Genomic DNA, 23,196 nt, shown 5'->3' on the forward strand with positions numbered 1-23,196 from the left:
CCCATGGAGCGCATTCCGATTTTGCGGATGGGTGAGTTCCTGCTGGTGACCATCCAGGTCGACATGCACGACCAACTGGCCCTGACCCTGCAGGACGACCTCGCCGAGCTGATCAGCAAGACTTCGGCCCGCGGCGTGTTGATCGACATCTCCGCGCTGGACATGGTCGATTCGTTCATCGGCCGGATGATCGGCACCATTTCCGGCCTGTCACGCATCATGGACGCCGAAACCATGCTGGTCGGCATGCAGCCGGCGGTCGCCATCACCCTGGTGGAGCTGGGCATGACCCTGCCGGGCGTGAGCACCGCGCTGGATGTCGAGCGCGGCATGCAGCGCCTGCGCGAACGAGTGGCGCGGCGATGATCGTACGCAGCAGTGGTACCCAGCCGATCGCCATCGAGCAGGACGTGGTGCTGGCCCGCCAGACCACCCGCAAGCTGGCCAGCGAGTGCGGCATGCGGTTGATCGACCTGACCAAGCTGGTCACCGCGGTCAGCGAGCTGGCGCGCAATACCATGGTCTACGGCGGCGGCGGCGACATGGACTGGCAGGTGCTCGACGACAGCACCCGCGTCGGCCTGCGCCTGACCTTTCGCGACGAAGGCCCGGGCATCCCCGACCTCAAGCTGGCGATGACCGATGGCTGGACCTCCGGCAACGGCCTGGGCCTCGGCCTCACCGGCGCCAAGCGCCTGGTCGACGAATTCGAACTGGACACCGAGCCGGGCAAAGGCACCAGGATCACGATCACCCGATGGACATGAACATCAGCGGCAGCGTCACCCAGGTGCTGCCCATCGACGACGACAGCCAGGTCGGCCATGCCCGACGCAGCGCACAGAAGCTGGCCGAAGGGCAGGGGTTCGACGCGTCCGACGCCGGCCGCGTAGCGCTGGTGGCCACCGAGCTGGCTAGCAACCTGCTCAAGCATGCCGGGCGTGGCGAACTGCACCTGCGGGTGTTGCCGCGCAGCAATGGTGCCGGGGTGGAAATCGTCGCCGTGGACCGCGCCGCCGGGTTCGACCTCGACGCCTGCCTGGCCGACGGCTACTCCACGGGCGGTACCCAGGGCATCGGCCTGGGGGCGATCACCCGCCAGGCGGACGTGTTCGATGCCTACGCCGATGGCCGCGGCGCCGTGCTGCTCGCGCGCTTCTATCCGCGCTCGGCCAGGAAGCCCGATCTGCCGATCGGCGTCAGCCAGCACGCGCTCAATGGCGACCCGGCCTGCGGCGACGGCTGGCACCTGGTGCTGGGGGAGCAGGCCATCAGCGCGCTGGTGGTCGACGGCCTGGGCCACGGCGAAGAAGCGCAGCAGGCCGCGGTGCTGTGCAGCAATGCCTTTGCCCAGGGGCCGTTCAACGATCCGCTGTTGCTGATCGATGACCTGCACCGCGCCATGCAGGGCTCGCGCGGTGGCGCGGTGGCCATCGCCCAGGCCCGGCTCGACAGCGGTCAGCTGCGCTTCGTCGGCATCGGCAACATCACCGCCAACCTGATCAGCGCCGACAAGTCCCGCGGCATGGCCTCGCACCCCGGCATCGTCGGCGGCCAGTACCGCAAGGCGCAGCCGTTCGACTTCGAACAGGTCACCGGGCAGTTGCTGATCATGCACAGCGATGGCCTGCAGTCGCGCTGGAACCTGGGCGACTACCCGGGGCTGGCCTACCGACATCCGGCGGTGATCGCCGCCGTGCTGCACCGAGATTTCTGCCGCGGCCGTGACGATGTCACGGTCGTGGTCATCGCCCTGGAGGCCGTTCATGGCTGAGCCCGAAAACCTGAGCCACGCCGAGCAGGCCGCACTGATCGCCCAGTTGCGCAGCGAGAGCGCCGCGCTGCGCGAAGAGCTCGAGGAAACCAACCAGGGCGTGCTGGCCCTGTACGCCGAGCTCGACAACCAGGCCGAGGAGTTGCGCCAGGCATCGGATCTGAAAAGCCGTTTCCTGTCCTACATGAGCCATGAGTTCCGCACCCCGCTGGGCTCGATCCTGAGCATCACCAGCCTGCTCAGCGACGAGCTGGACGGCCCGCTGAGCGCCGAGCAGCACCGCCAGGTCGCCTTCGTCAGCACCGCCGCCCGGGAGCTGAGCGACATGGTCGACGACCTGCTCGACCTGGCCAAGATCGAGGCGGGGCGGATCAGCATTTCCCCGGCCTGGTTCGACATGCTCGACCTGTTCTCGGCGCTGCGCGGCATGTTCCGGCCCATCGTCGATGCCCGCGCGGTGGACCTGATCTTCGAAGAGCCGGTGGGCCTGCCGCGCCTGTACAGCGACGACAAGAAGCTCGCGCAGATCCTGCGCAACTTCATTTCCAACTCCCTGAAGTTCACCGCCCTTGGCGAGGTGCGGATCTCGGCACACCTGGAAGGCACCGACCGCATCCGGTTCGCGGTCAGCGACACCGGCATTGGCATTCCCGCCGAGCTGCACGACACCCTGTTCGAGGATTTCTCGCAGATCGACTCGCCCCTGCAGAAACGCCTGCGCGGTACCGGCCTGGGCCTGTCGCTGTGCAAGCGTTTCGCGGCGCTGCTCGGCGGCGAGGTGGGGGTGCAGAGCGAGCCCGGCGTCGGCTCGGTGTTCTCGGTGATCATTCCGCTGGCCATCGCCGTCGAGGTCGCCGATGAACACTGACAGCCGCGTCCTGATCGTCGACGACAACGCCGCCACCCGCTATGCCCTGCGCCGGCGCCTGGAGCGTCACGGTTACCAGGTGCTCGAAGCCGGCACGGGCAGCGACGGCCTGGCGCTGATTCGCGGCGACGCGATCGATGCCCTGGTGCTCGACGTCAACCTTCCGGACATGAGCGGCTTCGACATTGTCCGCACCCTGCGCAGCGAACCGCGCACCGCGCTGCTCCCGGTGATCCACGTGTCCGCCGCTTCGATTCTGACAGGCGATATCGTCACCGGCCTGGAGGCGGGCGCCGACGCCTATCTGGTGCATCCGGTCGACCCGGACGTGCTGCTGGCCACCTTGCGTACCCTGCTGCGCGTGCGGGTGACCGAAGACGCCCTGCGTGCCAGTGAGGCGCGTTTTCGGGAGATCTTCGTCAACGTCAGCGCACCCATCGCCGTGCTGGACGCCAACCTGGCGGTGCATGAGTGCAACCACGCCTTCGCCCAGTTGATCGATGGCGACGTGGCCGACCTGGGCCTTAGCCAGTGCTTTGCCGATGGCCAGGCCGCCATGCTCGACGAGTTGCGCGGGCGGCTGGCGGCGGGCGAGCGCTGGCGAGGCTCGCTGACCATGCAGGTGCATGGCGAGGCGCGGGAAACCGAGTGGCAGCTCTCGCCCTATCGGGATTCGGCGTTGAGCCTGGTGTTCGTCGAGGACGTGACCGAGCACCGCCGCCGCGAGCGCCTGCACAAGGCCCAACTGGACGACGCCACCACCCAGTTGGCCCACGAGGTGGCCGAGCGCGCGCGTACCGAAGCGCAGCTGTTGCAGATGCAGAAGATGGAGGCGCTGGGCAACCTCACGGGCGGCATCGCCCACGACTTCAACAACATGCTCACCGGCATCATCACCAGCCTGGAGCTGATCCAGAAACGGGTGGGCGAGCACCGCCTGGATCGCGTGCAGCTGTATACCGACGCGGCCCTCAATTCGGCGATGAGCGCCGCCGCGCTGACCCACCGCCTGCTGGCCTTCGCGCGCAAGCAGCCGCTGGACAACCGCGCGGTGGACGTCAACGAGCGCATCCGTTCGCTGGAAGACATGCTGATGCGGACCATCGGCGAGCAGATTTCCCTGACCCTGGAGCTCAACGGCAAGCCGTCGATCGCCCTGGTCGACCCCAGCCAGCTGGAAAGCGCGGTGCTCAACCTGGTGATCAACGCCCGTGACGCGCTGCCCCAGGGCGGCCATATCTGGGTGACCACCTACACCGCCCATTCCAGCGGAGACCCGAACCTGGCCGACGGCGCCTATATCGCCCTGTCGGTGCGCGATGACGGCACCGGCATCGAGCATGCATTGATCGACAAGGTGTTCGACCCGTTCTTCACCACCAAGCCGGTAGGCCAGGGGACCGGGCTGGGGCTGTCGACCATCTACGGCTTCGCCCGCCAGTCCGGGGGGCATGCGGGCATCCGCAGCGCGCCCGGGCGCGGCACCGAAGTGACCGTCATGCTGCCGGTCAGCAGCGAACCGCTGGTCGTCCAGGGGGCCGTCGAGCAGGCGGACTACCTTGGCGCCGGTGAGTACGTGCTGATCGTCGAGGACGTGCCCTCGGTACGCTCGTTCGTGGCCGAGGTGCTCGAGGAGGCGGGCTACCGCTGTATCCAGGCCGGTGATGTGGAAACTGCACTGGTTCACCTGCAAGGCGATGGGCAGATCGACCTGCTGCTCACCGATGTGGGCCTGCCGCGCATGAACGGCCGCGAACTGGCCGAGCGGGCGCGCACCCTGCGCCAGGGCCTGCCGATCCTGTTCATGACCGGCTACGCCGAGAAGGCCATCAACCGCGAGGTGTTCCTGGGGCGTGGCATGGAACTGCTGGCCAAGCCGTTCAAGATGAACGAGCTGCTGGAAAAGGTGCGGGCCTCGCTTCCCGAACACTGATCGATGCGTCCACCGCCCGGTGGACCTCGGGCCGCGTTCGGCGGCCCCGCTACGCTCATGATGCCCGGCGCCGACCGGTCGGCTGAGCGGCTTTGTCTTCCCCTTCTCCAGACCTTACGCCAGACGAACGGCCCGTCCCCTGGGCGCCCTGTGCCGGCCGCGGACCGCAACGGGCGCGTCGCCTGATCGCGAATATTTACAAAATTTACAGTTTTGCAGTCGGCCGCCGATAGGGTGGGTCACGCCGCAGGAACCGCCGCCATCTGCGCCGCGGTTTCCAACGCGCTTGTGGCAAGCGCCCGGGCGCACGTGACCAGAGGGCTTTGGCCTTATCGCACTATCAGGGAGTTCGTCATGTCCGTTGCCAACCTACTGCTCAACATGAGCGTCAAGAAGAAGCTGTTCAGCGGTTTCGGCCTGATCCTGGCCATCACCTTGGCCATCGTCTGGGTCGGCCAGTCGGCCCTGCAGACCACCTTGCGACGCTTCGACGTCCTGCTGGGGGTGAGCAGCATCGATGCCAAGCTGACCGAGGCCCGCCAGCAGGAAAAGAACTACCTGCTGCGCGACGACGACAGCTACATGCAGCAGGCCATCACGCTGACCGAGCAGATCCAGCAACAGGCCAAGGCCAGTGAAGAGCAGATGCAGCGCCCGCAGAACAAGGCGTTGATGCGCAAGATCCAGGAGGACGTGCAGGGCTATCGCGATGAATTGCAGAGCCTCCAGCAAGCCACCGACAGTAGCCAGTCGGCGCAGGCGGCCATGGAGAATGCGGCCCGCGCTGCGCTCGAGCGTTTCTCGGTGCTGGAGACGCGCCTGCGCCAGGCCGCCGTCGAGCAGATTCGCCTGACCGGCGACCAGACCAGTATCGACGTACTGAACCAGGCCAACCAGGCCAATTCCCTGGCCATGGAGCTGCTCGAAGCGCGCCGCCGGGAGAAGGATTTCCTGCTGCGCAAGGACGAGCAATACGCCACCTTGCTGCAGCAGCACTTCGCATCGCTGGAGCAAAAGGGCCGCAGCCTGACCCGTGAGCTCCGCAACCCCACCGATCAGGCGGACGTGGAGGCAGCGCTGGCCCAGCTGCAGCAGTACAACCAGCAGTTCGGCAACATGCGCAAGGCGATCGCCGACTACGCCACCACCGAAGACGACATGACCCAGCGCGCCCGGCAGGTGGCGGCCAGCTCCAGTCAAGCCTTGGAACTGCAGTTCGGCCTGCTCAACAGCGATGCCAGTCAGGCCAAGACGCTGCTGTTCAGCGCCGCGGCCATCGCTTTCGTACTGGGCGTGCTGTGCGCGCTGCTGATCACTCGCCTGATCGTCGGCCCGTTGCAGCGTGTGGTCGGCGTGGCGCGCCAGGTGGCCAACGGCGACCTGTCCAGCGATATCGTGGCGGACCGCCGCGACGAGCTGGGCCAGTTGATGCAGGCCATGCAGGACATGACCCTGAGCCTGCGCGACCTGCTGGGGCGCCTGGGCAATGGCGTGGCACAACTGGCCACGGCGGCCGAGGAGCTGTCGGCGGTGACCGAGCAGACCAGCGCCGGGGTCGCGCAGCAGCGCATGGAAACCGAGCAGGTGGCCACCGCGATGAACGAGATGACCGCCACTGTGCTCGACGTGGCGCGCAATGCCGAATCGGCCGCGCAATACGCCCGTAACGCCGACGAACAGACCCAGGAGGGCCAGCAGACCGTGCAGCAGGCGGTATCGCGCATCGAGACCCTGGCCATGTCCATCGAGGACTCGGCCCATGCCATCGAGTCGCTCAAGCATGACAGCGGCAATATCGGCACCGTGCTCGACGTGATCAAGGGCATCGCCGAACAGACCAACCTGCTGGCCCTCAACGCCGCCATCGAAGCGGCGCGGGCGGGTGAGTCGGGGCGTGGTTTCGCCGTGGTGGCCGATGAGGTTCGCGCCCTGGCACGGCGTACCCAGGAGTCCACCGAGCAGATCGAAGGGTTGATCGTAACCCTGCAGAGCGGCGCGGAAAAAGCCGTGGCGATGATGGGCCAGAGCTGCACCCAGGCGCAAACCACGGTGCATGCCGCCAAGCAGGCCAACGGCGCGCTGAACGCGATCAATGCCGCGGTCTCGGAAATCCAGCAGATGAACCAGCAGATCGCCACCGCCGCCGAGCAGCAGAGTTCGGTGGCCGAGGAGATCAACCGCAGCGTGTCGAGCATCCGCGACGTGGCCGAGCAGTCGTCGGCCGCCACCGAGGAGACCTCGGCGGCCAGCATCGACCTGGCCCGCCTGGGCGCGGATCTGCAGGCCCAGGTCAACCGCTTCAAACTGGCGTGAGCGGCAGCCGCTGAGCCACCTCGGCGCGCGGGCCACCGCGCGTCGTCGCAGCGGCGCGGGGTGGTGGCCATTGCCGCAGATAAATTGCCGGTTCGGTGGCAAAAAACCGCCAGACAGGCTTCAATGGCGCCTCGCTTCGCTTCTTCCCTCTGCCGGCCTGGGTCCTATCGTGATATCTGATGACGCCGAAGCGCTTCGGCAGCGGTTGCACGCGCTCGAGGCCGAGAATGCCGATCTGCGGGCTCGTCTGGCGGTCGCCACTGGTAGCTGTCCCGTCACGGCCGGCGAGGAACACTTCCAGCAGATCTTCGAACAGGCGCCAGCCGCCATGGCCGTGCTGCGTGGCGCCGACCTGCGTTTCGAACACGTCAACCCGGCCTACCAGCGCCTGCTGGGCCTGGGCGATGTAATCGGCCAGCCGGCCCGACAGGTACTGAGCGGGCGCATGGCGCGGCGCTTCATCGACCTGCTCGAAGAGGCCTATCGGCGCGGTCGTGCGGTGCGGGCGCGCAATTTCGAGGTGCCGGATCGACCCGGCCAGCAGCTGGATTTCAACTACCAGCCGCAGTTCGATGCCCTGGGCCGGGTCGAAGGCCTGTTCATCCAGGAACTCGACGTCGCCGAACAGCGCCGTGTCGAGCACGCCTTCGCCCAGGAGCGCGAGCGCTACGAATTCCTGTTCAACACCATGGATGAAGGCTTCTGCGTCATCGAATTCTTCGACGGTCCCCACGGGCCGCTCAGCGACTACATCCATATCGAGGCCAACCCGGCCTATGCCGAGCACGCGGGTATCCGCAACGTGGTCGGGCAGAAGCTGCGCGAGATGGTGGGCGAGGAGGCGGACAGCTGGGTCGAGCGCTACGCCCATGTGTTGCACACCGGCGAGCCGATCCGCTTCGAGCAGGAGCTGATCGCCACCGGCCGTCACCTGGAGATCAGCGCCTTTCGCGTTGGCCCGGCCAGCCGCAAGCAGGTGGCGGTGCTGTTCCAGGACATCACCCAGCGCAAGCAGGTCGAGGCGTCGCTGCGCCAGCTCAACGAAACCCTGGAAGCCCGGGTGCGCGACGCCATCGAGGCACGGCGGGTGCTGGCCGGGGTGGTGGACGGTGCCGATGCGCTGATCTTCATCATGGGCTTCGATTACCGCTGGATCGCCATCAACGGCTCGGGCATGCGCGAGTACGAGCGCCTGTTCGGCAGCTGTCCGCAGATCGGCGAGAACCTCAAGGACGCCCTCAGGGACCAGCCCGAGCACCTCGACGCCGTGCTCGGCCCCTGGCAGCGTGCGCTGGCCGGTGAAGAGTTCGAGGTGGTGGTGCCGCTGCGAACCGAGCAGGGGACCCGTCACTATGAGATGCACTTCAGCCGCCTCAACGACAGCGAGGGCCGGCAGATCGGCGCCTACCAGTTCGTCTACGACATCACCGAGCGGCTGCAGGAGCAGGAGCGTCTGCGGGTGGCCGAGGACGCCCTGCGCCAGTCCCAGAAGATGGAGGCGGTGGGTCAGCTGACCGGCGGCATCGCCCACGACTTCAACAACCTGTTGACCAGCATCAGCGGTTCGCTGGAGCTGCTGCAGATGCGCCTCGGCCAGGGGCGTCTGGGCGATCTGGACCGCTATGTCAGTGCGGCGCAAAGCGCGGCGCGGCGGGCCGCGTCGCTGACCCACCGGCTGCTGGCTTTTTCGCGCCGGCAGACCCTGGATCCCAAACCGACCAACGTCAACCGCCTGGTCACCGGGATGGAAGAGCTGGTGCGTCGCAGCGTCGGCCCGCATATCACCACCGAGGTGGTGCTGGCCGCCGGGTTGTGGTCGAGCTTCATCGACGGCCCGCAACTGGAGAACGCCTTGCTCAACCTGTGCCTCAATGCCCGGGATGCCATGCCCCAGGGAGGCCGGCTGACCATCGAGACCGCCAACAAGTGGATCGACGACTACGCGGCGCGTGGTCGCAACGTGCCGCCGGGCCAGTACGTGTCGCTGTGCGTGACGGACACCGGCACCGGCATGAGCGAGGAGGTGATCGAGCACGCCTTCGAGCCGTTCTTCACCACCAAGCCCATAGGCGAGGGCACGGGCCTCGGGCTGTCGATGGTCTATGGCTTCGTGCGCCAGTCCGGCGGCCAGGTGTGCATCTACTCCGAGCTGGGCCAGGGCACCACCATGTGCCTGTACCTGCCACGCCTCTACGGCAGTGACGAGGCGGATGCCGAGCCGATCGAGCAGGAGACCGACGGGCACAATGCCGGCCGCGAAACGGTGATGATCGTCGACGACGAGCCGGCGATCCGCATGCTGGTGATGGAGGTGCTCGAAGGGCTGGGCTACACCACCCTGGAAGCCGGCGACGGGCCTTCAGGGCTGAAGATCGTGCAGTCCGACGTGCGTATCGATCTGCTGGTCACCGATGTCGGCCTGCCGGGTGGCATGAACGGCCGCCAGCTGGCCGACCTGGCTCGCCTGGAGCGCCCCGAACTGAAGGTGCTGTTCATCACCGGCTATGCGGAGAACTCGGTGATCGGCAATGGTCACCTGGAGCCGGGCATGCGCCTGTTGACCAAGCCCTTCACCATGCAGGCGATCGCCAACCGCATTCACGAGATGATCGAAGGCGACCTGCAGGCCTGAGCCCGGCATCGCCGTCCCTCAGGCGGGCTCTCCGGACTTGGGAAAATACAGCTCCAGCAGCTTGCGTGCGGATTTCTTGATCGCCGTGTCCAGGTCGACGGTGGAGAACCAGCGGCAATCGGCGATTTCGTTCAGCGGCCGTGCGGCCAGGGTTTCCGGCACCGCTACGCGAAAGACATGGTGGGGGCGGCTGTCGAATTGGTGCAGGGCCAGAAATTCCAGGGCCTGGCTGTCCAGCCCGGTTTCCTCGCACAGTTCGCGCAACGCCGCTTCGGCCGGCCCTTCGTTGGCTTCGATCTTGCCGCCTGGCAGTGTCCATTTCGCGTCGGCCTTGCGCACCAGCAGGACTTTGCCCTGCTGGTGGCAGATCACGGTGGCGCGGTGTTTGGCGGATTTGATCATGGTGTTCCCGTACGTCGGTTGCAGTGTTCTTACAGGGTGCGGGAACGGCGAAAAGTTCGGATTGTTTGACCAATAACCGCCATCGCCGCCACGCCCCACAGTTCGACTGTAGACGCTTGCGCCGAGGATTTCAGTCACCACGCCTGCCGTGTGTCGAATCGGTCACGACTTGTCCTCGGCGATCCCGGTGTTGGTGGGCCGGGTTCGCTCAGAAGGCGCCGCCGATCGGGTACTCGACCACCAGGTACAGGCGATCGATGTCAGCACCGGCTTGCGCGGCGTTGGCACGGTGGGCGACGTGGGAGAGGGCGACCGACAGGTCCTTGGCCGCGCCGCCGGGCACCTGGTAGCGCAGCTCGATATCACGCTCCCAGTGTTTGCCGCCGTCACCCTGTTGCGGCACGTAGCGCCCGCTTTGCCCATCATAGGGGGCTAGGGTCTGTTGCCGTTTCAGCGCGAGCCGCGTTGCCGCGAGAAATGGCCTCCGGTTAGGCGCAGGACGCCGGGAATGGTTGCTCCCTTGCCAAGTCCTGCAACGACAGCGGAGGCCATTTCCCGCGCAACCCGCAGGGCTGGGCCCGTTTTGTCGCGATGCGGCGTTTCTCGCCGGCTCATTTAGCCCGCTAAACTTCGCGGCTCGTGCCTTGCCTCGCGGCAAAACGGGCTCCGGCGCGGCCGTGCATGAAACGGCAACAGACCCTAGTCGCCACCTCGTGGGGCCTGGCTGCCGTCGATACCGCGGCCGGTGACATACCGCGCCATGGCACTCAGGCCGGGAACGCCCAGGGCGCTCATGTCGAGGTCGTAGCGAAGCTGCCAGGAGCGCTCGTTGGCACCATTGAAATCGGCATACTTGATCGCGTTGGCCAGGTAGATCGAGTCGCCACCGACGAAGTCGAATGGCGTGTCGCCCTCGATGCGCTGATAGGCCAGCATCAGCCGTTGGGCGCCGTAGCGATAGCGCGCCGCCAGGCTGTAGGCCAGGGTGTCGATGGCACCGGAATTGGCGGCGCCCTGATCGCGGGTGCGATACAGATTGGCATCCAGGGTCAGTGCGTCGTCGACCCGATTGAGGTTCACATAGGCCTGGCGCCAGGTGTCGTCCAGCTGGGCGGCATAGAACGCTGCGGAAAATGGCCCAGGAGGCGAGTAACGGGTGCCGAGCAGGCTGATGCCGCTGCCGCGGGTACTGGCGCCGTAACCGCTGAAATCGTCGCGCCCTGAGCTGTTTGCCTGGTTCCTGAAGGCGGTGAAACGCCCGGCCTGCAGCTGTAGCGAGGGCGACAGGGGGCTGTCGAGCATTAGCCCGGTGGCATACTCCGGTTGCAGGCGCTTGTCGGCGGTGGCGAACACTGGCGTGGCGACACGCATCTCGCCAGCCTTGAGCAGGCTCTTGCCATAACGCAGCTTCAGCGCCGCGCCAGCCGAAGCGTAATCGCGCTCGGCGCGCCCAGTCGAGTCACGGGGCAGCAGGCCGGTACCGGCATGGCCGCGCCCACCGTCCAGCTTCAGGCCGAAGAACCCATGGGTATCCATGCCAAGGCCGAGCGGGCCAGGCGTGAATCCGGAACGCAGCTCGGCAATGAAACCCTGTGCCCATTCCTGTCGATAACCAGCCTGCGCCGGCCCCGTGCGCGTATCGCTGTGCAGAACGTAGTGGCGGCTGAGCAGGCTCCATCCCGGCTGTTCGCTCCCCCAGGCAGGCGTGCCAGCCGCTGCCGTACCGGCTGCCAGCACCCAGGCGAGGCGCCTCATTGCCACGGCAGCCGTCTGCCCAGGGCGAACCTGCCGGGGCCGGCGATCAGCAGGGTGGTGAAGATGATCGCCAGCAGCCAGGCGAATTGCCCTTCGCCCAGGCTCCATTCGGGGTGCACGACGGCCAGCGATACCACCAGCACGGCCAGCACCGGCAGCGTGGCCAGTCGGACGAAGGCGCCGGCGATGATCAGCAGGGGGCACAGCACCTCGGCGAAGATCGCCAGGCTGAGGGTCAGGTGCGGGCCCAGCCCGAACGGATCCTCGATCAAGCCGAGCTCGGCCTGGAAGTTGAGTGCCTTGGGCAGCCCGTGCACGACCAGCAGCAACAGGCTGCCCGTCACGCGTAAAAACAGCAGCGCCCAATCGTGGGGGTGTCCCTGAGGTGCGGTTGCGGTGTTCATGAAGCCTCCTGTGTAAAGGCTTCACTGTGCCGGGGTGGTCGGCGGAAATCTTGTATGGCTGTGCTCGACCGGCCTGTACCGCTTCAAGGACGGCTAGTTGTACGCGGTCTTAATCAGCAGCTTGAGTTTGTATAACTAAGCGAAGCCTGGCTAACCGGTTGCCCTGCAGTAGTGAAGTTAGCGTTGGAATGAAATTGCCGGGGGAGCCACCGGAAAAGTTAGCGCCAAGTGTTATTTATGGAAAGTTGCACCCTGTCAGCAGGAGTTGTTTCTGAAAGAGGTGCTGTTGTACAACTTTGGTGGATTGATACGGCCGAGATGGCGGAATAAATTGTACATATTCATTGTATGTACAATTTGTTCGCCCGTGTATCACTTCGCAATCAGCAGCGTTTATCGCCTATCAAAGCCAGGCCCCGATGCGGGGCCTGGGTTGTCGCGGTCAGGATGCGCGCTTGCCGCCACCGCCATGACTGTTCTGGCCGCCCTTGCGGCCTGCTTCCGCGGCTTTTTCACGGTCATTGGCGAAGTTGCCGCCACTGTTCTTGCCACCCTTGCGGCCTGCCTCTGCCGCTTTCGTACGATCATTTGCAAAGTTGCCTGGATTGCTATGAGCCATTTTCATCTCCTTATTGTTCAGGGCGAGGGGTGCCTCAGGAAGTACGAATTGAATTCTGCAGATTTCGTTCGAAATGAATAGCGGGTTATAGGATGAACGGCAACTTTCAGGGAGGCGAGTCAGGTCGGTCAAGTTATCCGGGCGTGCAAAATGCCGGAGTGCAGGAGCGGGTTATTGCATTGTGCATGACGAATATTTTGAACACCGCTGTTTTTATTGGAAAACTTTTTGGCATCGTTGATGCACGTTTTAACCACAGCCTATCGGGCTGTCACCAGGCAGTTCTTTTTTCCCTACTATAAATACGCGCTCAGCGTTCGAGGTGAGTTGTGATGATGTCCATCCTGGAACAACGGCAGATCATGGAATCCGCCTTTCTGCCACTCAACTGCCGTTGCACCATCGAAGCCGATGACACCATGACCCTGGAGATCCGTGCACCTGAAGACGATCAGGTGCTGCTCTGCGTGAGCGGTATCCAGCGCAGCGAGCTGTCCAGTTCCCGCTCCATTTCCCAGCTGGTGCTGCGTCTGCGTCAGCAACTGGCGACGCCTGAGCTGCAGGGTGCGGCCCGGCAGGTGGGCTCCCCGGCTTGAGTGACCGCCGCACGTTCCTTCCTACCAGCCGAGAAGAGGTGACCCATGAGTAGCGAGCCGATGGATACCCTGTGGGCCGAGCAACGCAGCAGCGTGCTGGCCCAGGCCCTGGGCATCAGCCGGGAGGAGGTCGAGCAGTGGGTGATCGAGGATTATCCCGACGCCGAAAGTGAAGGGCCGCTGGCCGGTCACATCGTGGAGCTGTCCGACGAAGCGCCGCCAGCGCTGGTCGAGAAGCTCGGCGGCAGCATCGTCAGGCTACCGCCGCTGCCGTTCAATCAGGGCCTGGAAGGTGCTTGAGCAGGCCGTCGCTCAGCTCGGGCCAGGGGTCAGCAGTTGCATCAGGCGGTCGGCCAGATCGCGACGGCGGAAAGGTTTGGCCAGGACTTCGAAGCTGCTGATCTGGGTCGGCGTCAGATTGGCATAGCCGGTGATGATCAGCACCGGCAGGCCCGGTAACCGCTGGCGCAACTCCTGGGCGAGCTGGGCGCCGGTCTTGTTTTCCATGATGTGATCGGTGACCAGCGCATCGGGGCGCAGGCCCTCGTCGATCAGCTTGAGGGCCGCCGCGGCGCAATCCACTTCGGTCACCTGATAGCCCAGGTCTTGCAACTGCAGGCTGGTGGTATCGCGTACCAGGGTTTCGTCATCGACCAACAGGATATGAGTCGGTCGCGGTGCATGGGGTACCTCTTCATCGCGCTCGAGCTTCTCACAGGCCACCGGTGCGTCGGTGGTCGGCAGCCACAGGCTGACCCGGGTACCCTGCCCGGGCGTGGAGTCGATGGCGAAGCCGCCACCGGACTGTACCAGCAAGCCCTGGACCATGGACAGCCCCAGGCCGGTGCCCTTGCCCACCCCCTTGGTGGAGTAGAACGGCTCGGCACAGCGGCGCAGGGTTTCTTCGTCCATGCCACAGCCCGAATCGCTCATTACCAGGCGGGCATACTGCCCACTGCTCAACCCGGCGCCGTTCTCGCCATGCACCTCGTTCAGCTCGGCGGTGATGCACAGCCGGCCATTGTCGTCCATGGCATCGCGGGCGTTGACGGCCAGGTTGAGTACCGCCAGCTCCAGCTGATGCGGGTCGATGAACACCGTGGGCATGCGCTCGGGGATATCGATGCGCAGCTCCACCATCGGCCCCAGAGATCGCTGGATCAGGTCGCGCATGTTACGAATCAACGTGCACAGCGCCACGGGCTGCGGCTTGAGGGTCTGGCGGCGGGCGAAGGTCAGCAACCGCCCGACCAGGATGCGCGCGCGGTCGGCCGCCTGCAGCGCCCCGTCGGCGAGTTTCGCGCAGCGTTCGTCCGGCAGGCGCCGGCGAATCAGTTCCAGCGAGGCCATGATGGGCGTCAGCAGGTTATTGAAGTCGTGGGCGATACCGCCCGTCAGTTGGCCGACCATCTCCATCTTGTGCGCTTCGTGCAACTGCGCGACGGCCGCTTCGCGTTGCGCCACCATGGTGGCGACGCGATCTTCGAGGGACTCGTTGAGTTCGCGCAGCTCGGCTTCGGCCCGCACCCGTTCGCTGATGTCGACGCTCACGCAGATGGTGCCGGCCACCTTGTGCTGTTCGTCGAGTAGCGGCGAGACGTGATTCTGCACCCACACCATGCTGCCGTCGGGCCGGCTGTAGCAGCGGGTGTTGTCGAAGGACCGGCCGTGGCGCAGGCTGTATTCGCATGCCGAGGCGACCGAGGCGCTTTCGCCCGACTCGGCCAGTTCGTACAGGCTCTGGCCAAGCAGCTGTTCGCGGCGCCGCCCGACGATCTGGCAGTAGTGGTCGTTCACCCGCACCAGGGTCATGCCGGCGTCACACACGGCAATGCCGGCAGCGGCCTGGTCGAACATCGCCGACAGCTGGGTGGAGCTCAGACGCAGCGCCACTTCGGCGCGGGCGTGGGTGATCCAGGCCCAGGCCAGCTTGGCGGTTTCCTCGGCCAGGTGGGCTTCGAAATCGGAGAATACGTGACCGCTGTCATGCTCGATGACCAGTACCGCATCGAGCTCGCCGTGGCGCACCACCGGCACGTGCAGGGCGGCCGGCGCGCCGTCGACGCCCTCCTGAATCAGCGGCCGGCCCGTGAGCAGCTGCCCGTTCTGTTCGACACTGTAGGGCTGCAGCGGTTGCCCGGTCGCCGTCGGTGTGAAGGCGTTGTGGCGGCTCAACGCCGCCCCGGCATCGAGATTTTCGGCGAAGAATATCTGCGTGGCGTTCAGCTCCTCGGCGAGCCTGCGCAACACCAGGGCCTCGACCTGGTCCGGCTCGGTGACCGATGGCAGTGCCTGGCCCAGTTCCAGCAGGAAGGCCTGGCGGCGTTCGAACTGCACGCGCTGGGTGGTTTCGTTGACCACGCACAGCACGCCGCCTACCGAACCATCTGCCTCGCGCACCGCCGAGTAGGACACATCGAAGTACACCGCTTCGCCGCGGCCATGACGTTCGATGTAGAAGGGGCGGTCCTTGGCGGCGAAGGTTTCACCGGTTTCGCGCACGCCGCGCAGCAGCGGTTCGAGGTCGTCCCAAAGCTCGGACCAGTTTTCCACTGCCGGTCGCCCCAGGGCGCGGGGATGCTTGTTGCCGATGCTCGGCGCGTACGCGTCGTTGTACAGCGCGATGTACTGGGGGCCCCAGAACAGCACGATCTGCGCCTTCACCGGCAGCATGGTGGCCATCAGGGTCTTCAGGGCCACTGACCAGTCGCCGGGCGCGCCCAATGGCGAGGCGCTGCCGTCGAGATTGCGCAACAGTTCGCCGACCTTGCCGCCATTGGCGGTAAAACCCAGGCGCTCGGTAACGGTTTCGGTGGGGGCTGGCTTGGTCAACTGATCCATATCATCGAGGCGAGCGCATTAATCGGAGGCATGACGAGCTTGTCTGCTAGCTAAGAGAGGTCGAAGCGGCGCCGCGTTCCGCCATATTTCGCTGTTTTCCAAGGCCTGTGCACGGCACGCCCGGCCCATTGCCACCCTGTTCAGCGTTTCGCGGCAGCGCTGCCGGGCTCGGCGCCCAGATAGCGGCGGCGGATGCGCTCGACCTCGCCGCTGCGGATCAGCGCCTGCAGCGCCGCATCGAGCCGCGGCAACTGATCGGCGTGCCGGCGTTGCAGCTTGATCACCAGCGGCGCATTGCTGAGCTGGGCGCCGCGGGTAAAGCCCTCCGGCTCCAGTTTGCGAGCGGCGAGCTGATCGATGAACACATCGTCCACCATGGCGACGGCATCGACCCGCCGGCGCACCAGCAGTTCGAGCAACGCGTGATCGCGCGAGGTTTCCAGCTTGTCCAACTGCCCGCTGGCCAGGGCGCCGTCCAGGCTGGGGTAGGCGTAACCGCGCACCATGCCGATACGCAGCCCGCGCATCTGCGCGATGGGCAGGTGCCGGGCCGGGTGGTCGCCCAGGAAGTACAGATACTCGCGCACCTGCAGGTAAGGCTGGGAGTAGACGAAGCGTTGTGCGGCGTCCTCGGCGTTCCAGAGGGGCGAGTCGGCATAGTTGAGGTCCAGGCGACCTTCGTCCAGCAGCACATTGAGACGCCTGGCCGGGTGGAAGACGAACTCGACCCGGTTGCCGCTCTGCGCCATGACCTGACGCATGACATCCACGGCGATCCCGGTCGCCCGGCCATCGCCATCCTGATAACTGTAGGGCGGCCACTGCGCGGCGCCGCCCGTCAGGCTCTGTGCCAGGCCGGCGCTGCACCACAGGGCGGCCATCGCTACGCAGCCGTAGAGCAGGCGGCAACCTGGCATGCGAACCTCGTGAACGTCCATGTTGAGAGGGTGGCAGTGTACGTGCCGACCGCACTCCATACGTTGACAGGTGTCTGAAATCCACGAGCCCGCCATCGCGCAAGGTTCTCATCGGCCGAACGGTTGTAAAGATTTGCGCAACTCTCTATGGGCCATGATGTCATTTGGTTATCATTCGTCCGGAAGGTCTGCGACAGGGATTCCGGCACCCGTTTTGCGCGACAACCGAGAGAACAACGATGCTGGCTCCGTACCCACCCCTACCGATGAACGAGCTGAGCCGGCAGCGCCTGATCGACGCGCACCCCTGCCTCGTCGAGGGCAACAGCGACGCCTTCCTCGATGAAGTGGTGAAGATCGCCGCGCTGTACTTCAACACGCCGATCTGCCTGATCACCATCCTCGACCGCAAACGCCAGTGGTTCCGCGCCCGGGTGGGGACCGAGCTGCAGGAAACCCCGCGCGCCGACTCGTTCTGTGCCTACAGCGTGGCCATCGGCGACAGCGTCGAGGTCTGCGATGCCCAGCAGGACGAACGCTTTCGCTGCAACCCGCTGGTCACCGGCGAGCCGGGCATCCGCTACTATGCGGGCGTGCCGCTGATGCTCGAAGGCGGGCTGGTGCTCGGTAACCTGTGCGTGATCGATACCGAACCACGCGCGCAGATGTCCGCCGCCGACATGGCGATGCTGCAGCAGATCGGTCGCCTGGCCGTGACCCGCCTCGACGAAATGCGCGCCGCCGCCTTTATCGATGGCACTACCGGGCTGTACAACCACGCCAAGCTGGACGAAGACATCAGCGACGCGATCGAGCGGGGCGAGAGCCCGTTGGCCGTGGCGATCGAGCTGGTGTCCCCGGCGCAATTGAACGACATGCTCAAGTCGCTCGGCTTCCAGTTCCTGACCGACTTCACCCTGTCCGTGAAGAACCTTCTGCGCCGCTTGCTGCCGGCCAGTTGGGAGCTCTACAAGATCAGCGCGTTGCGCTTCGCCTGCAGGGTGCCCGGCGACCAGCTCGAACAGGCCCAGGCGGTGTTCGCCACGCTGCTCGAGGCGTTCGGCAAGCCTATCCATTGCCAGGAACTGCCGGTGCTGCCGCAGATCGGCATCGGTGTGCTGCGTCTGGAACCTGGCGAGGTGCCCGAAGACTGGATGCGCCTGATCGTCTGCGCCGCCGATGAAGCGCGCACCTCGGGGCAGGGCTGGGCCTTCTATGACGAACAGATGGATGCCGCGCAGCAGCGCAGCACCCGGCTGCTCAACGACCTGGCCAACGCGGTGCGTGCCGATGACCAGCTGCGCCTGGTGTTCCAGCCGCGGGTCGACCTGCATACGGGCGCCTGCCTGTCCGTCGAAGCGCTGCTGCGCTGGACGCACCCGACCCTGGGCGAGGTCGGTCCCGCCGAGTTCATTCCCCTGGCCGAGAAGACGCCGCTGATCCACGCGGTCAGCTTCTGGGTGATCAACCGGGCGATCCGCCAGATCGATGCGTGGCGCCGTGAGGGCACGGATCTCAAGGTGGCCATCAACGTCTCGGCCGAGGACCTGAACAACGATCACCTGACCGACGAGATCGTCCGGCTGCTGGCGCGCAACGAACTCGACGGCTCGTGCCTGGAAGTGGAGTTCACCGAGAGCGCGCTGGTCGGCGATTTCTCTGTGGTGATCACCCAGATCGAGCGGCTCCAGGCCATGGGCGTGGAAATCGCCATCGACGATTTCGGCAGCGGTTACAGCAACTGGTCCTACCTGCGCGACATTCCCGCCAATACGGTGAAGCTCGACCGCTCGTTCATGGATGACCTGCAGCCGGGCAACAAGGACTGGAACATCGTCCGCGCCCTGATCAGCCTGGCCAGGGAACTGGGCCAGCGGGTGGTCGCCGAAGGCATCGAAACCGAGCATACCCTCAAGGTGATTCGCGAGTGGGGCTGCCAGGAAGCCCAGGGCTTCTACATTTCGCGCCCGCTCGAAGCCGACGACCTGCTGGCCTGGCTGGACCGGCGCACGGTCGCCACCATAGGCAGTTCGGAGTTGGCGTAAGTCCCCCGGCCCGATACCGTGCTGCCTGAAACATCCGGTTACTGCTAGGATCAGCTACTTCAGCCTTCACGAGCCGCCGCCATGGCCCTGCACCTGTGGTTCACCTTTTTCCTGGCCTATCTGGCCACCACCCTGACGCCCGGGCCGAACGTGCTGCTGGTGGTGCGCAATGCCTTGCGCCACGGGCCGGCGGCCATGGGCGCCACGCTGATCGGCAACCTGGCGGCGCAGCTGCTGGTCACCACGGGCGTCGCGCTGGGCGTCGGTGCACTGCTGATCGCCATGCCAACCGCCTTTCTGGCACTGAAGATCGTTGGCGCCGGCTACCTGATCTACCTGGGGATGCGCCAGCTGTTCGGTCGTCGGCCAGGTGCCGGTAGCAGCGTGACGCAACCGACCCTGAGTCGGGTGGCGAACTGGCGTATCGCTGGCGAGGCGTTTCTGGTGTCGGCCAGCAATCCCAAGACGATGATCTTCCTGTGCGCTTTCCTGCCGCAGTTTCTGCAGCCCGAGCGCTCCGTGACGCTGCAGTTCACGGTCATGTACCTGACCATCGCCACCATCGTGGTGGTGGTGCATTCGCTGTACTGCTTTACGGCGTTTCGCTTCGGCAAGCGGCTCAGGGCCATGGGCTGGGTGGCGGCCCTCAGGCGTCTGACCGGTGCGCTGTTCATCGGGCTGGGCGTGCGCCTGTTGACCGTGCGGGCCGTCTAGGTGGCGAGCGTGTTGCCGTAGCGGATAGCAGAACGCCGACCTGAAAAGGTCGGCGTTCGTTCATGCAGCGCTGCCGGCACCTCAGTTCTTCAGCGCCTCGGTGGCCGATTCGCGGTAGGTTTGCGCGCAGGTGACGTGGTCGCTGCCATCCCAGCACTCGATGTTCTTCAGGTCCGGCATGTCGTCGCGGTGGAACACCGGCTCCACGCCCTGGCGACGCTGGGCGTTGTAGTGGCTGAGCAGGCGCGCGGCGATCGCTGCCAGGGGCAGGATGGCGATCAGGTTGGTCAATGCCAGCAGCGGCATGAATACGTCGGCCATCGACCACACCACCGACACCTTGACCACCGAGCCGATCAGTACGAAGGCCATGACCAGGACGCGGAACAGGTTGAGCAGCAGCTTGCTGTCGAACATGTACTGGATATTGGACTCGCCGTAATAGTAGTTGCCGATCACCGAGGTGAAGGCGAACAGCAGGATGGCGAAGGTCAGGTAGTGGATCGCCCAGCTGCCGAGCTGCTCGGCCAGCGCCCACTGGGTCAGGCTGGCGCCCAGGGTGGCATCACCGTAGGCGTGGGTCGGGTCGGCGACCAGGATGATCAGCGCCGTCATGGTGCAGATGACCAGGGTGTCGAAATACACGCCCAGGGTCTGTACCAGGCCCTGCTTGACCGGGTGGGACACCGACGCGGTGGCGCTGGCATTGGGCACCGAGCCCATGCCGGCCTCGTTGGAGAACAGGCCGCGGCGCACGCCCATCATGATCGCCGCACCGATGCCGCCACCGGCGATTTCGCGCAGGCCGAAGGCATGGGCGAAGATATCGCTGAACACCCGTGGCACCTGGTCGATATTGAGCAGAATCACCACCAGGCCGATGCCCAGGTACAGCAGGGCCATCGCCGGTACCACGGTGACCGAGACCTTGGAGATGGTCTGCACGCCGCCGAAGATGATCACCCCGGTCAGCACGGTCAGCGCGATGCCCACGCCCCAGGCCAGGGTGCGGCTGCCGCCTTCACCGCCGAAGGAGGTCTGCATGGCGTCGACGATGGAGTTGGCCTGTACCGAGTTGAACACCAGCCCGTAGGTGATGCTGATCATCACCGCGAACACCACGGCCAGCCAGCGCCAGCCCAGGGCGCGCTGGATGTAATAGGCCGGGCCGCCGTGGTAGCGGTACTGCTTGTCCGACTTGTACAGCTGGCCGAGGGTCGATTCCACGAAGGACGTGGCGCCACCGACCAGGGCCACCATCCACATCCAGAACACCGCACCCGGCCCGCCGACGGCGATGGCCGTGGCCACCCCGGCGATATTGCCGGTGCCCACCCGCGACGCTGCGGAGATGGTGAAGGCCTTGAAGGAGGAGATCGCCTGTTTGTCACCATGGTTGCGCTCGAGGATCACCCGGAACATTTCCGGAATCATCCGTAGCTGCACACCGCGGCACACATAGGTGAGGTAGAGGCCGCTGAGCAGCAGCATGGGGATGGCAAGGTAGGTCCAGAGCAGGCCGGAGAAGGCATCGAGCAACGCAGACACGGGCGTCTTCCTTTGGTCGTCTTATTCGAAGGGGCGCGAGGATAGGGCAATACGCCCAAATTCCCAAACCCGATTACGCTGCCAGCCGGCCATACCAGCCCGGTTCCCTTTCCCTGCAGCGGTTCTGCTTAGGGCGGGAAAGGCCGGGTTGGTTCAGGTTAACGAAGCGGGTCGCGGGCTCCTGCCGGCCCTGCTGCGGCCGCGCGCAGCCTTGGAACCGGTAGCCCGTTGCGGGTCTCCCTTGCGGGCCGAAACCCTGCTCAGGGAATCAGCTTGGCCGTACGCAACTGCTCGAATACCGCGAAGAACGCATCGTCGCTGGCCTGGTAGTCGAGAAAGCCCAGCTTGCGGCTTTTCGACATGTCGGTGACCACTTCGATGGGGCGGCCCAGGTCGGCATCGGTGTGCCAGGGCGAGACCAGGCGCTCGATCTCGGCTTCGGCCAGGCCGTGCTTGGCGGCGAGGGTGTGCCAGATCTCCGCGTCGTTGGCCATCTGCTTCTCGAGGGGTGCAGGCTCGCCTTCGAAGGGCGCGGCCTGGATACCGAACCACTCGGCGATGCGTTGCCACATCCACTTCCAGCGAAACACGTCACCATTGACGACATTGAACGCCTGGTTGGCGGCCGCCGGGGTGGTCGAGGCCCAGTGCAACTGCCTGGCCAGTTGGCGGGCATCGGTCATGTCGGTCAGGCTGTTCCACTGCACGGCCGAGCCGGGGAAGCGGAACGGGCGGCCGGTTTCCCGGCAGATGGAGGCGTAGACGGCAAGGGTGGTTGCCATGTTCATGGCGTTGCCGACCGCCACGCCGGTAACGGTGTGCGGACGGTGCACGCTCCAGGTGAAGCCATCGCGCTCGGCGGCGGCGAACACTTCGTCTTCCTGGGCGTAATAGAAGTTCTCCACGTCCAGGCGGCCCTGTTCTTCGCGGAACGGCGTTTGCGGCAGGGTGCCCTTGCCGTAGGCCTCGAACGGGCCGAGGTAATGTTTGAGGCCGGTGACCAGGGCGACATGCTTGACGCTGCCGGCCGCGCGCAGGGCATCGAGCAGGTTGCGGATCATCGCCGCGTTGACACGGATGTTTTCTGCTTCGGTGGCCTGGCGTGCCCAGGTGGTCAGGTACAGGTGGGTGGGCTTGAGGCCTTCGAGGGCAGTGGCCAGCGAGGCGGGATCGAGCAGGTCGGCGGCCAGCGGGGTGACGTTTTCGGCGGTGTTGGGGTTGCGGGCCAGACCGGTGACCTGCCAGCCCTGTTCGGCCAGCAGCCGCGAGGTGGCGCTGCCGACGATACCGCTGGCGCCGACGACCAGTGCGTGATGTGCCATGAATCTATTCCTCCACAAGAACGAGTATTGGCACCATAGCGATGCAGCAGACTCAAACCAAGACGGCACCAAAAGGTAACCACCCCGATGCAACCCGGTACTCCCGATGAACAATGGCGCGAAGACTGCGCGCCGCGACGCGTACTCGAACTGTTCGCCACCAAGTGGACGAGCATGATCCTGCACACGCTGCATGCCCGCCACGGCGGCTCGGCCCGTACCGGCGTGCTGCAGCGCAGCCTGCCCGGTATCTCCAAGAAAATGCTGGTGCAGACCCTGCGCGAACTGGAAGCCAGCGGCCTGATCGACCGCCATGTCCATGACAGCGTGCCGCCCACGGTCGACTACTCGCTCACCGAACTCGGCCAGCGGCTGGTCGAGCCCATCGAGATGATCTACGGGTGGGCGCGAGACAACGCCCCGGCGCTCGATGCGCTGCAGCCGAGGCAGACGTCCCGTAGGCGTTGACTGCGCGTCCCGATCCCCTACGGGTCTTTACGGCGCGTAGCGCCC

19 protein-coding genes and 3 pseudogenes are annotated in these 23,196 nt (G+C 65.6%); 13 read left to right on the forward strand and 9 right to left on the reverse strand.

Features of this window, described 5'->3' with window-relative positions; genetic code table 11:
- Positions 1–3 precede the first annotated feature (3 nt).
- From K8U54_RS20340 to K8U54_RS20370, 8 genes and pseudogenes are all read left to right on the forward strand, one after another.
- Positions 4–366, forward strand: a complete 363-nt coding sequence (locus K8U54_RS20340; protein ID WP_070885344.1) for an STAS domain-containing protein — start codon at positions 4–6, stop codon at positions 364–366.
- The gene (locus K8U54_RS20345) at positions 363–767 is read left to right on the forward strand and encodes an anti-sigma regulatory factor (protein ID WP_249907500.1); all 405 of its coding nucleotides are present in this window, start codon (positions 363–365) and stop codon (positions 765–767) included. Before K8U54_RS20340 ends, K8U54_RS20345 begins: the two co-directional genes overlap by 4 nt.
- Positions 764–1,774, forward strand: a complete 1,011-nt coding sequence (locus tag K8U54_RS20350) for an ATP-binding protein (RefSeq protein WP_249910484.1) — start codon at positions 764–766, stop codon at positions 1,772–1,774. Before K8U54_RS20345 ends, K8U54_RS20350 begins: the two co-directional genes overlap by 4 nt.
- Positions 1,767–2,642 (forward strand): sensor histidine kinase, encoded by an 876-nt coding sequence (locus K8U54_RS20355; protein WP_249907501.1) that lies wholly within the window; start codon positions 1,767–1,769, stop codon positions 2,640–2,642. Before K8U54_RS20350 ends, K8U54_RS20355 begins: the two co-directional genes overlap by 8 nt.
- On the forward strand, positions 2,632–4,575 hold the full coding sequence (locus K8U54_RS20360; protein WP_249907502.1) for a response regulator: 1,944 nt from the start codon (positions 2,632–2,634) through the stop codon (positions 4,573–4,575). The genes K8U54_RS20355 and K8U54_RS20360 overlap by 11 nt, the downstream gene beginning before the upstream one ends.
- A gap of 381 nt (positions 4,576–4,956) precedes the next feature.
- A pseudogene (locus K8U54_RS25435) lies at positions 4,957–5,982 on the forward strand (methyl-accepting chemotaxis protein); the annotation flags it as partial.
- Between the two features lie 198 nt (positions 5,983–6,180).
- A complete protein-coding gene (locus K8U54_RS25440; RefSeq protein ID WP_434060038.1) occupies positions 6,181–6,888 on the forward strand; it encodes a methyl-accepting chemotaxis protein in 708 nt (235 codons plus the stop codon).
- A 169-nt stretch (positions 6,889–7,057) separates the two neighbouring features.
- Entirely contained in the window at positions 7,058–9,520 is a 2,463-nt protein-coding gene (locus tag K8U54_RS20370; protein ID WP_249907504.1) for a PAS domain-containing hybrid sensor histidine kinase/response regulator, read from the forward strand.
- An 18-nt stretch (positions 9,521–9,538) separates the two neighbouring features.
- Here K8U54_RS20370 and K8U54_RS20375 read toward each other — a convergent pair whose 3' ends face one another.
- The 5 genes and pseudogenes from K8U54_RS20375 to K8U54_RS20395 form a co-directional block, all read right to left on the reverse strand.
- Positions 9,539–9,922 carry an NUDIX hydrolase gene (locus K8U54_RS20375; RefSeq protein WP_249907505.1) on the reverse strand — a complete coding sequence of 128 codons (384 nt, stop codon included), beginning with the start codon at positions 9,920–9,922 and terminating at the stop codon, positions 9,539–9,541.
- A gap of 208 nt (positions 9,923–10,130) precedes the next feature.
- Positions 10,131–10,343 (reverse strand): annotated as a pseudogene (locus K8U54_RS20380) (OprD family outer membrane porin); the annotation flags it as partial.
- 278 nt (positions 10,344–10,621) lie between these two features.
- Entirely contained in the window at positions 10,622–11,677 is a 1,056-nt protein-coding gene (locus tag K8U54_RS20385) for an OprD family outer membrane porin (RefSeq protein ID WP_434059962.1), read from the reverse strand.
- Complete coding sequence (locus tag K8U54_RS20390) at positions 11,674–12,081, reverse strand: DoxX family protein (protein WP_249907506.1); 408 nt, start codon at positions 12,079–12,081, stop codon at positions 11,674–11,676. The genes K8U54_RS20385 and K8U54_RS20390 overlap by 4 nt, the downstream gene beginning before the upstream one ends.
- A 442-nt stretch (positions 12,082–12,523) precedes the next feature.
- Positions 12,524–12,685: pseudogene (locus tag K8U54_RS20395) on the reverse strand (general stress protein); the annotation flags it as partial.
- 347 nt (positions 12,686–13,032) lie between these two features.
- On the opposite strand from K8U54_RS20395, the gene K8U54_RS20400 reads away from it, so the two are divergent.
- Positions 13,033–13,296 (forward strand): DUF1652 domain-containing protein, encoded by a 264-nt coding sequence (locus K8U54_RS20400; protein WP_249907507.1) that lies wholly within the window; start codon positions 13,033–13,035, stop codon positions 13,294–13,296.
- A 45-nt stretch (positions 13,297–13,341) separates the two neighbouring features.
- Positions 13,342–13,596 (forward strand): hypothetical protein, encoded by a 255-nt coding sequence (locus K8U54_RS20405; protein WP_249907508.1) that lies wholly within the window; start codon positions 13,342–13,344, stop codon positions 13,594–13,596.
- A gap of 12 nt (positions 13,597–13,608) precedes the next feature.
- On the opposite strand, the gene K8U54_RS20410 is transcribed toward K8U54_RS20405, so the two are convergent.
- Complete coding sequence (locus K8U54_RS20410; RefSeq protein WP_249907509.1) at positions 13,609–16,137, reverse strand: PAS domain-containing protein; 2,529 nt, start codon at positions 16,135–16,137, stop codon at positions 13,609–13,611.
- A gap of 140 nt (positions 16,138–16,277) precedes the next feature.
- Positions 16,278–17,054 carry a substrate-binding periplasmic protein gene (locus tag K8U54_RS20415; RefSeq protein ID WP_249907510.1) on the reverse strand — a complete coding sequence of 259 codons (777 nt, stop codon included), beginning with the start codon at positions 17,052–17,054 and terminating at the stop codon, positions 16,278–16,280.
- A gap of 239 nt (positions 17,055–17,293) precedes the next feature.
- On the opposite strand from K8U54_RS20415, the gene K8U54_RS20420 reads away from it, so the two are divergent.
- Complete coding sequence (locus K8U54_RS20420; RefSeq protein ID WP_249907511.1) at positions 17,294–19,099, forward strand: sensor domain-containing phosphodiesterase; 1,806 nt, start codon at positions 17,294–17,296, stop codon at positions 19,097–19,099.
- 81 nt (positions 19,100–19,180) lie between these two features.
- On the forward strand, positions 19,181–19,813 hold the full coding sequence (locus tag K8U54_RS20425; RefSeq protein WP_249907512.1) for a LysE family translocator: 633 nt from the start codon (positions 19,181–19,183) through the stop codon (positions 19,811–19,813).
- An 81-nt stretch (positions 19,814–19,894) separates the two neighbouring features.
- Here K8U54_RS20425 and K8U54_RS20430 read toward each other — a convergent pair whose 3' ends face one another.
- Both K8U54_RS20430 and K8U54_RS20435 read right to left on the reverse strand, forming a co-directional pair.
- Complete coding sequence (locus K8U54_RS20430; protein ID WP_249907513.1) at positions 19,895–21,361, reverse strand: alanine/glycine:cation symporter family protein; 1,467 nt, start codon at positions 21,359–21,361, stop codon at positions 19,895–19,897.
- 260 nt (positions 21,362–21,621) lie between these two features.
- On the reverse strand, positions 21,622–22,683 hold the full coding sequence (locus K8U54_RS20435; protein ID WP_249907514.1) for an SDR family oxidoreductase: 1,062 nt from the start codon (positions 22,681–22,683) through the stop codon (positions 21,622–21,624).
- 87 nt (positions 22,684–22,770) lie between these two features.
- Between K8U54_RS20435 and K8U54_RS20440 the strand changes: the two genes are divergently transcribed.
- Complete coding sequence (locus tag K8U54_RS20440; RefSeq protein ID WP_249907515.1) at positions 22,771–23,151, forward strand: winged helix-turn-helix transcriptional regulator; 381 nt, start codon at positions 22,771–22,773, stop codon at positions 23,149–23,151.
- Positions 23,152–23,196 lie beyond the last annotated feature (45 nt).

It is taken from the genome of Pseudomonas fulva (assembly GCF_023517795.1).
GTDB lineage: Bacteria > Pseudomonadota > Gammaproteobacteria > Pseudomonadales > Pseudomonadaceae > Aquipseudomonas > Aquipseudomonas fulva_D.

Excerpts from the sequence above, each read along its gene's own strand:
- K8U54_RS20340 (WP_070885344.1), top strand. The coding sequence starts at position 4 with ATGGAGCGCATTCCGATTTTGCGGATGGGTGAGTTCCTGCTGGTGACC.
- K8U54_RS20345 (WP_249907500.1), top strand. The coding sequence starts at position 363 with ATGATCGTACGCAGCAGTGGTACCCAGCCGATCGCCATCGAGCAGGAC.
- K8U54_RS20350 (WP_249910484.1), top strand. The coding sequence starts at position 764 with ATGAACATCAGCGGCAGCGTCACCCAGGTGCTGCCCATCGACGACGAC.
- K8U54_RS20355 (WP_249907501.1), top strand. The coding sequence starts at position 1,767 with ATGGCTGAGCCCGAAAACCTGAGCCACGCCGAGCAGGCCGCACTGATC.
- K8U54_RS20360 (WP_249907502.1), top strand. The coding sequence starts at position 2,632 with ATGAACACTGACAGCCGCGTCCTGATCGTCGACGACAACGCCGCCACC.
- K8U54_RS25440 (WP_434060038.1), top strand. The coding sequence starts at position 6,181 with ATGACCGCCACTGTGCTCGACGTGGCGCGCAATGCCGAATCGGCCGCG.
- K8U54_RS20375 (WP_249907505.1), bottom strand. The coding sequence starts at position 9,922 with ATGATCAAATCCGCCAAACACCGCGCCACCGTGATCTGCCACCAGCAG.
- K8U54_RS20385 (WP_434059962.1), bottom strand. The coding sequence starts at position 11,677 with ATGAGGCGCCTCGCCTGGGTGCTGGCAGCCGGTACGGCAGCGGCTGGC.
- K8U54_RS20390 (WP_249907506.1), bottom strand. The coding sequence starts at position 12,081 with ATGAACACCGCAACCGCACCTCAGGGACACCCCCACGATTGGGCGCTG.
- K8U54_RS20400 (WP_249907507.1), top strand. The coding sequence starts at position 13,033 with ATGATGTCCATCCTGGAACAACGGCAGATCATGGAATCCGCCTTTCTG.
- K8U54_RS20405 (WP_249907508.1), top strand. The coding sequence starts at position 13,342 with ATGAGTAGCGAGCCGATGGATACCCTGTGGGCCGAGCAACGCAGCAGC.
- K8U54_RS20410 (WP_249907509.1), bottom strand. The coding sequence starts at position 16,137 with ATGGATCAGTTGACCAAGCCAGCCCCCACCGAAACCGTTACCGAGCGC.
- K8U54_RS20415 (WP_249907510.1), bottom strand. The coding sequence starts at position 17,054 with ATGCCAGGTTGCCGCCTGCTCTACGGCTGCGTAGCGATGGCCGCCCTG.
- K8U54_RS20420 (WP_249907511.1), top strand. The coding sequence starts at position 17,294 with ATGCTGGCTCCGTACCCACCCCTACCGATGAACGAGCTGAGCCGGCAG.
- K8U54_RS20425 (WP_249907512.1), top strand. The coding sequence starts at position 19,181 with ATGGCCCTGCACCTGTGGTTCACCTTTTTCCTGGCCTATCTGGCCACC.
- K8U54_RS20435 (WP_249907514.1), bottom strand. The coding sequence starts at position 22,683 with ATGGCACATCACGCACTGGTCGTCGGCGCCAGCGGTATCGTCGGCAGC.
- K8U54_RS20440 (WP_249907515.1), top strand. The coding sequence starts at position 22,771 with ATGCAACCCGGTACTCCCGATGAACAATGGCGCGAAGACTGCGCGCCG.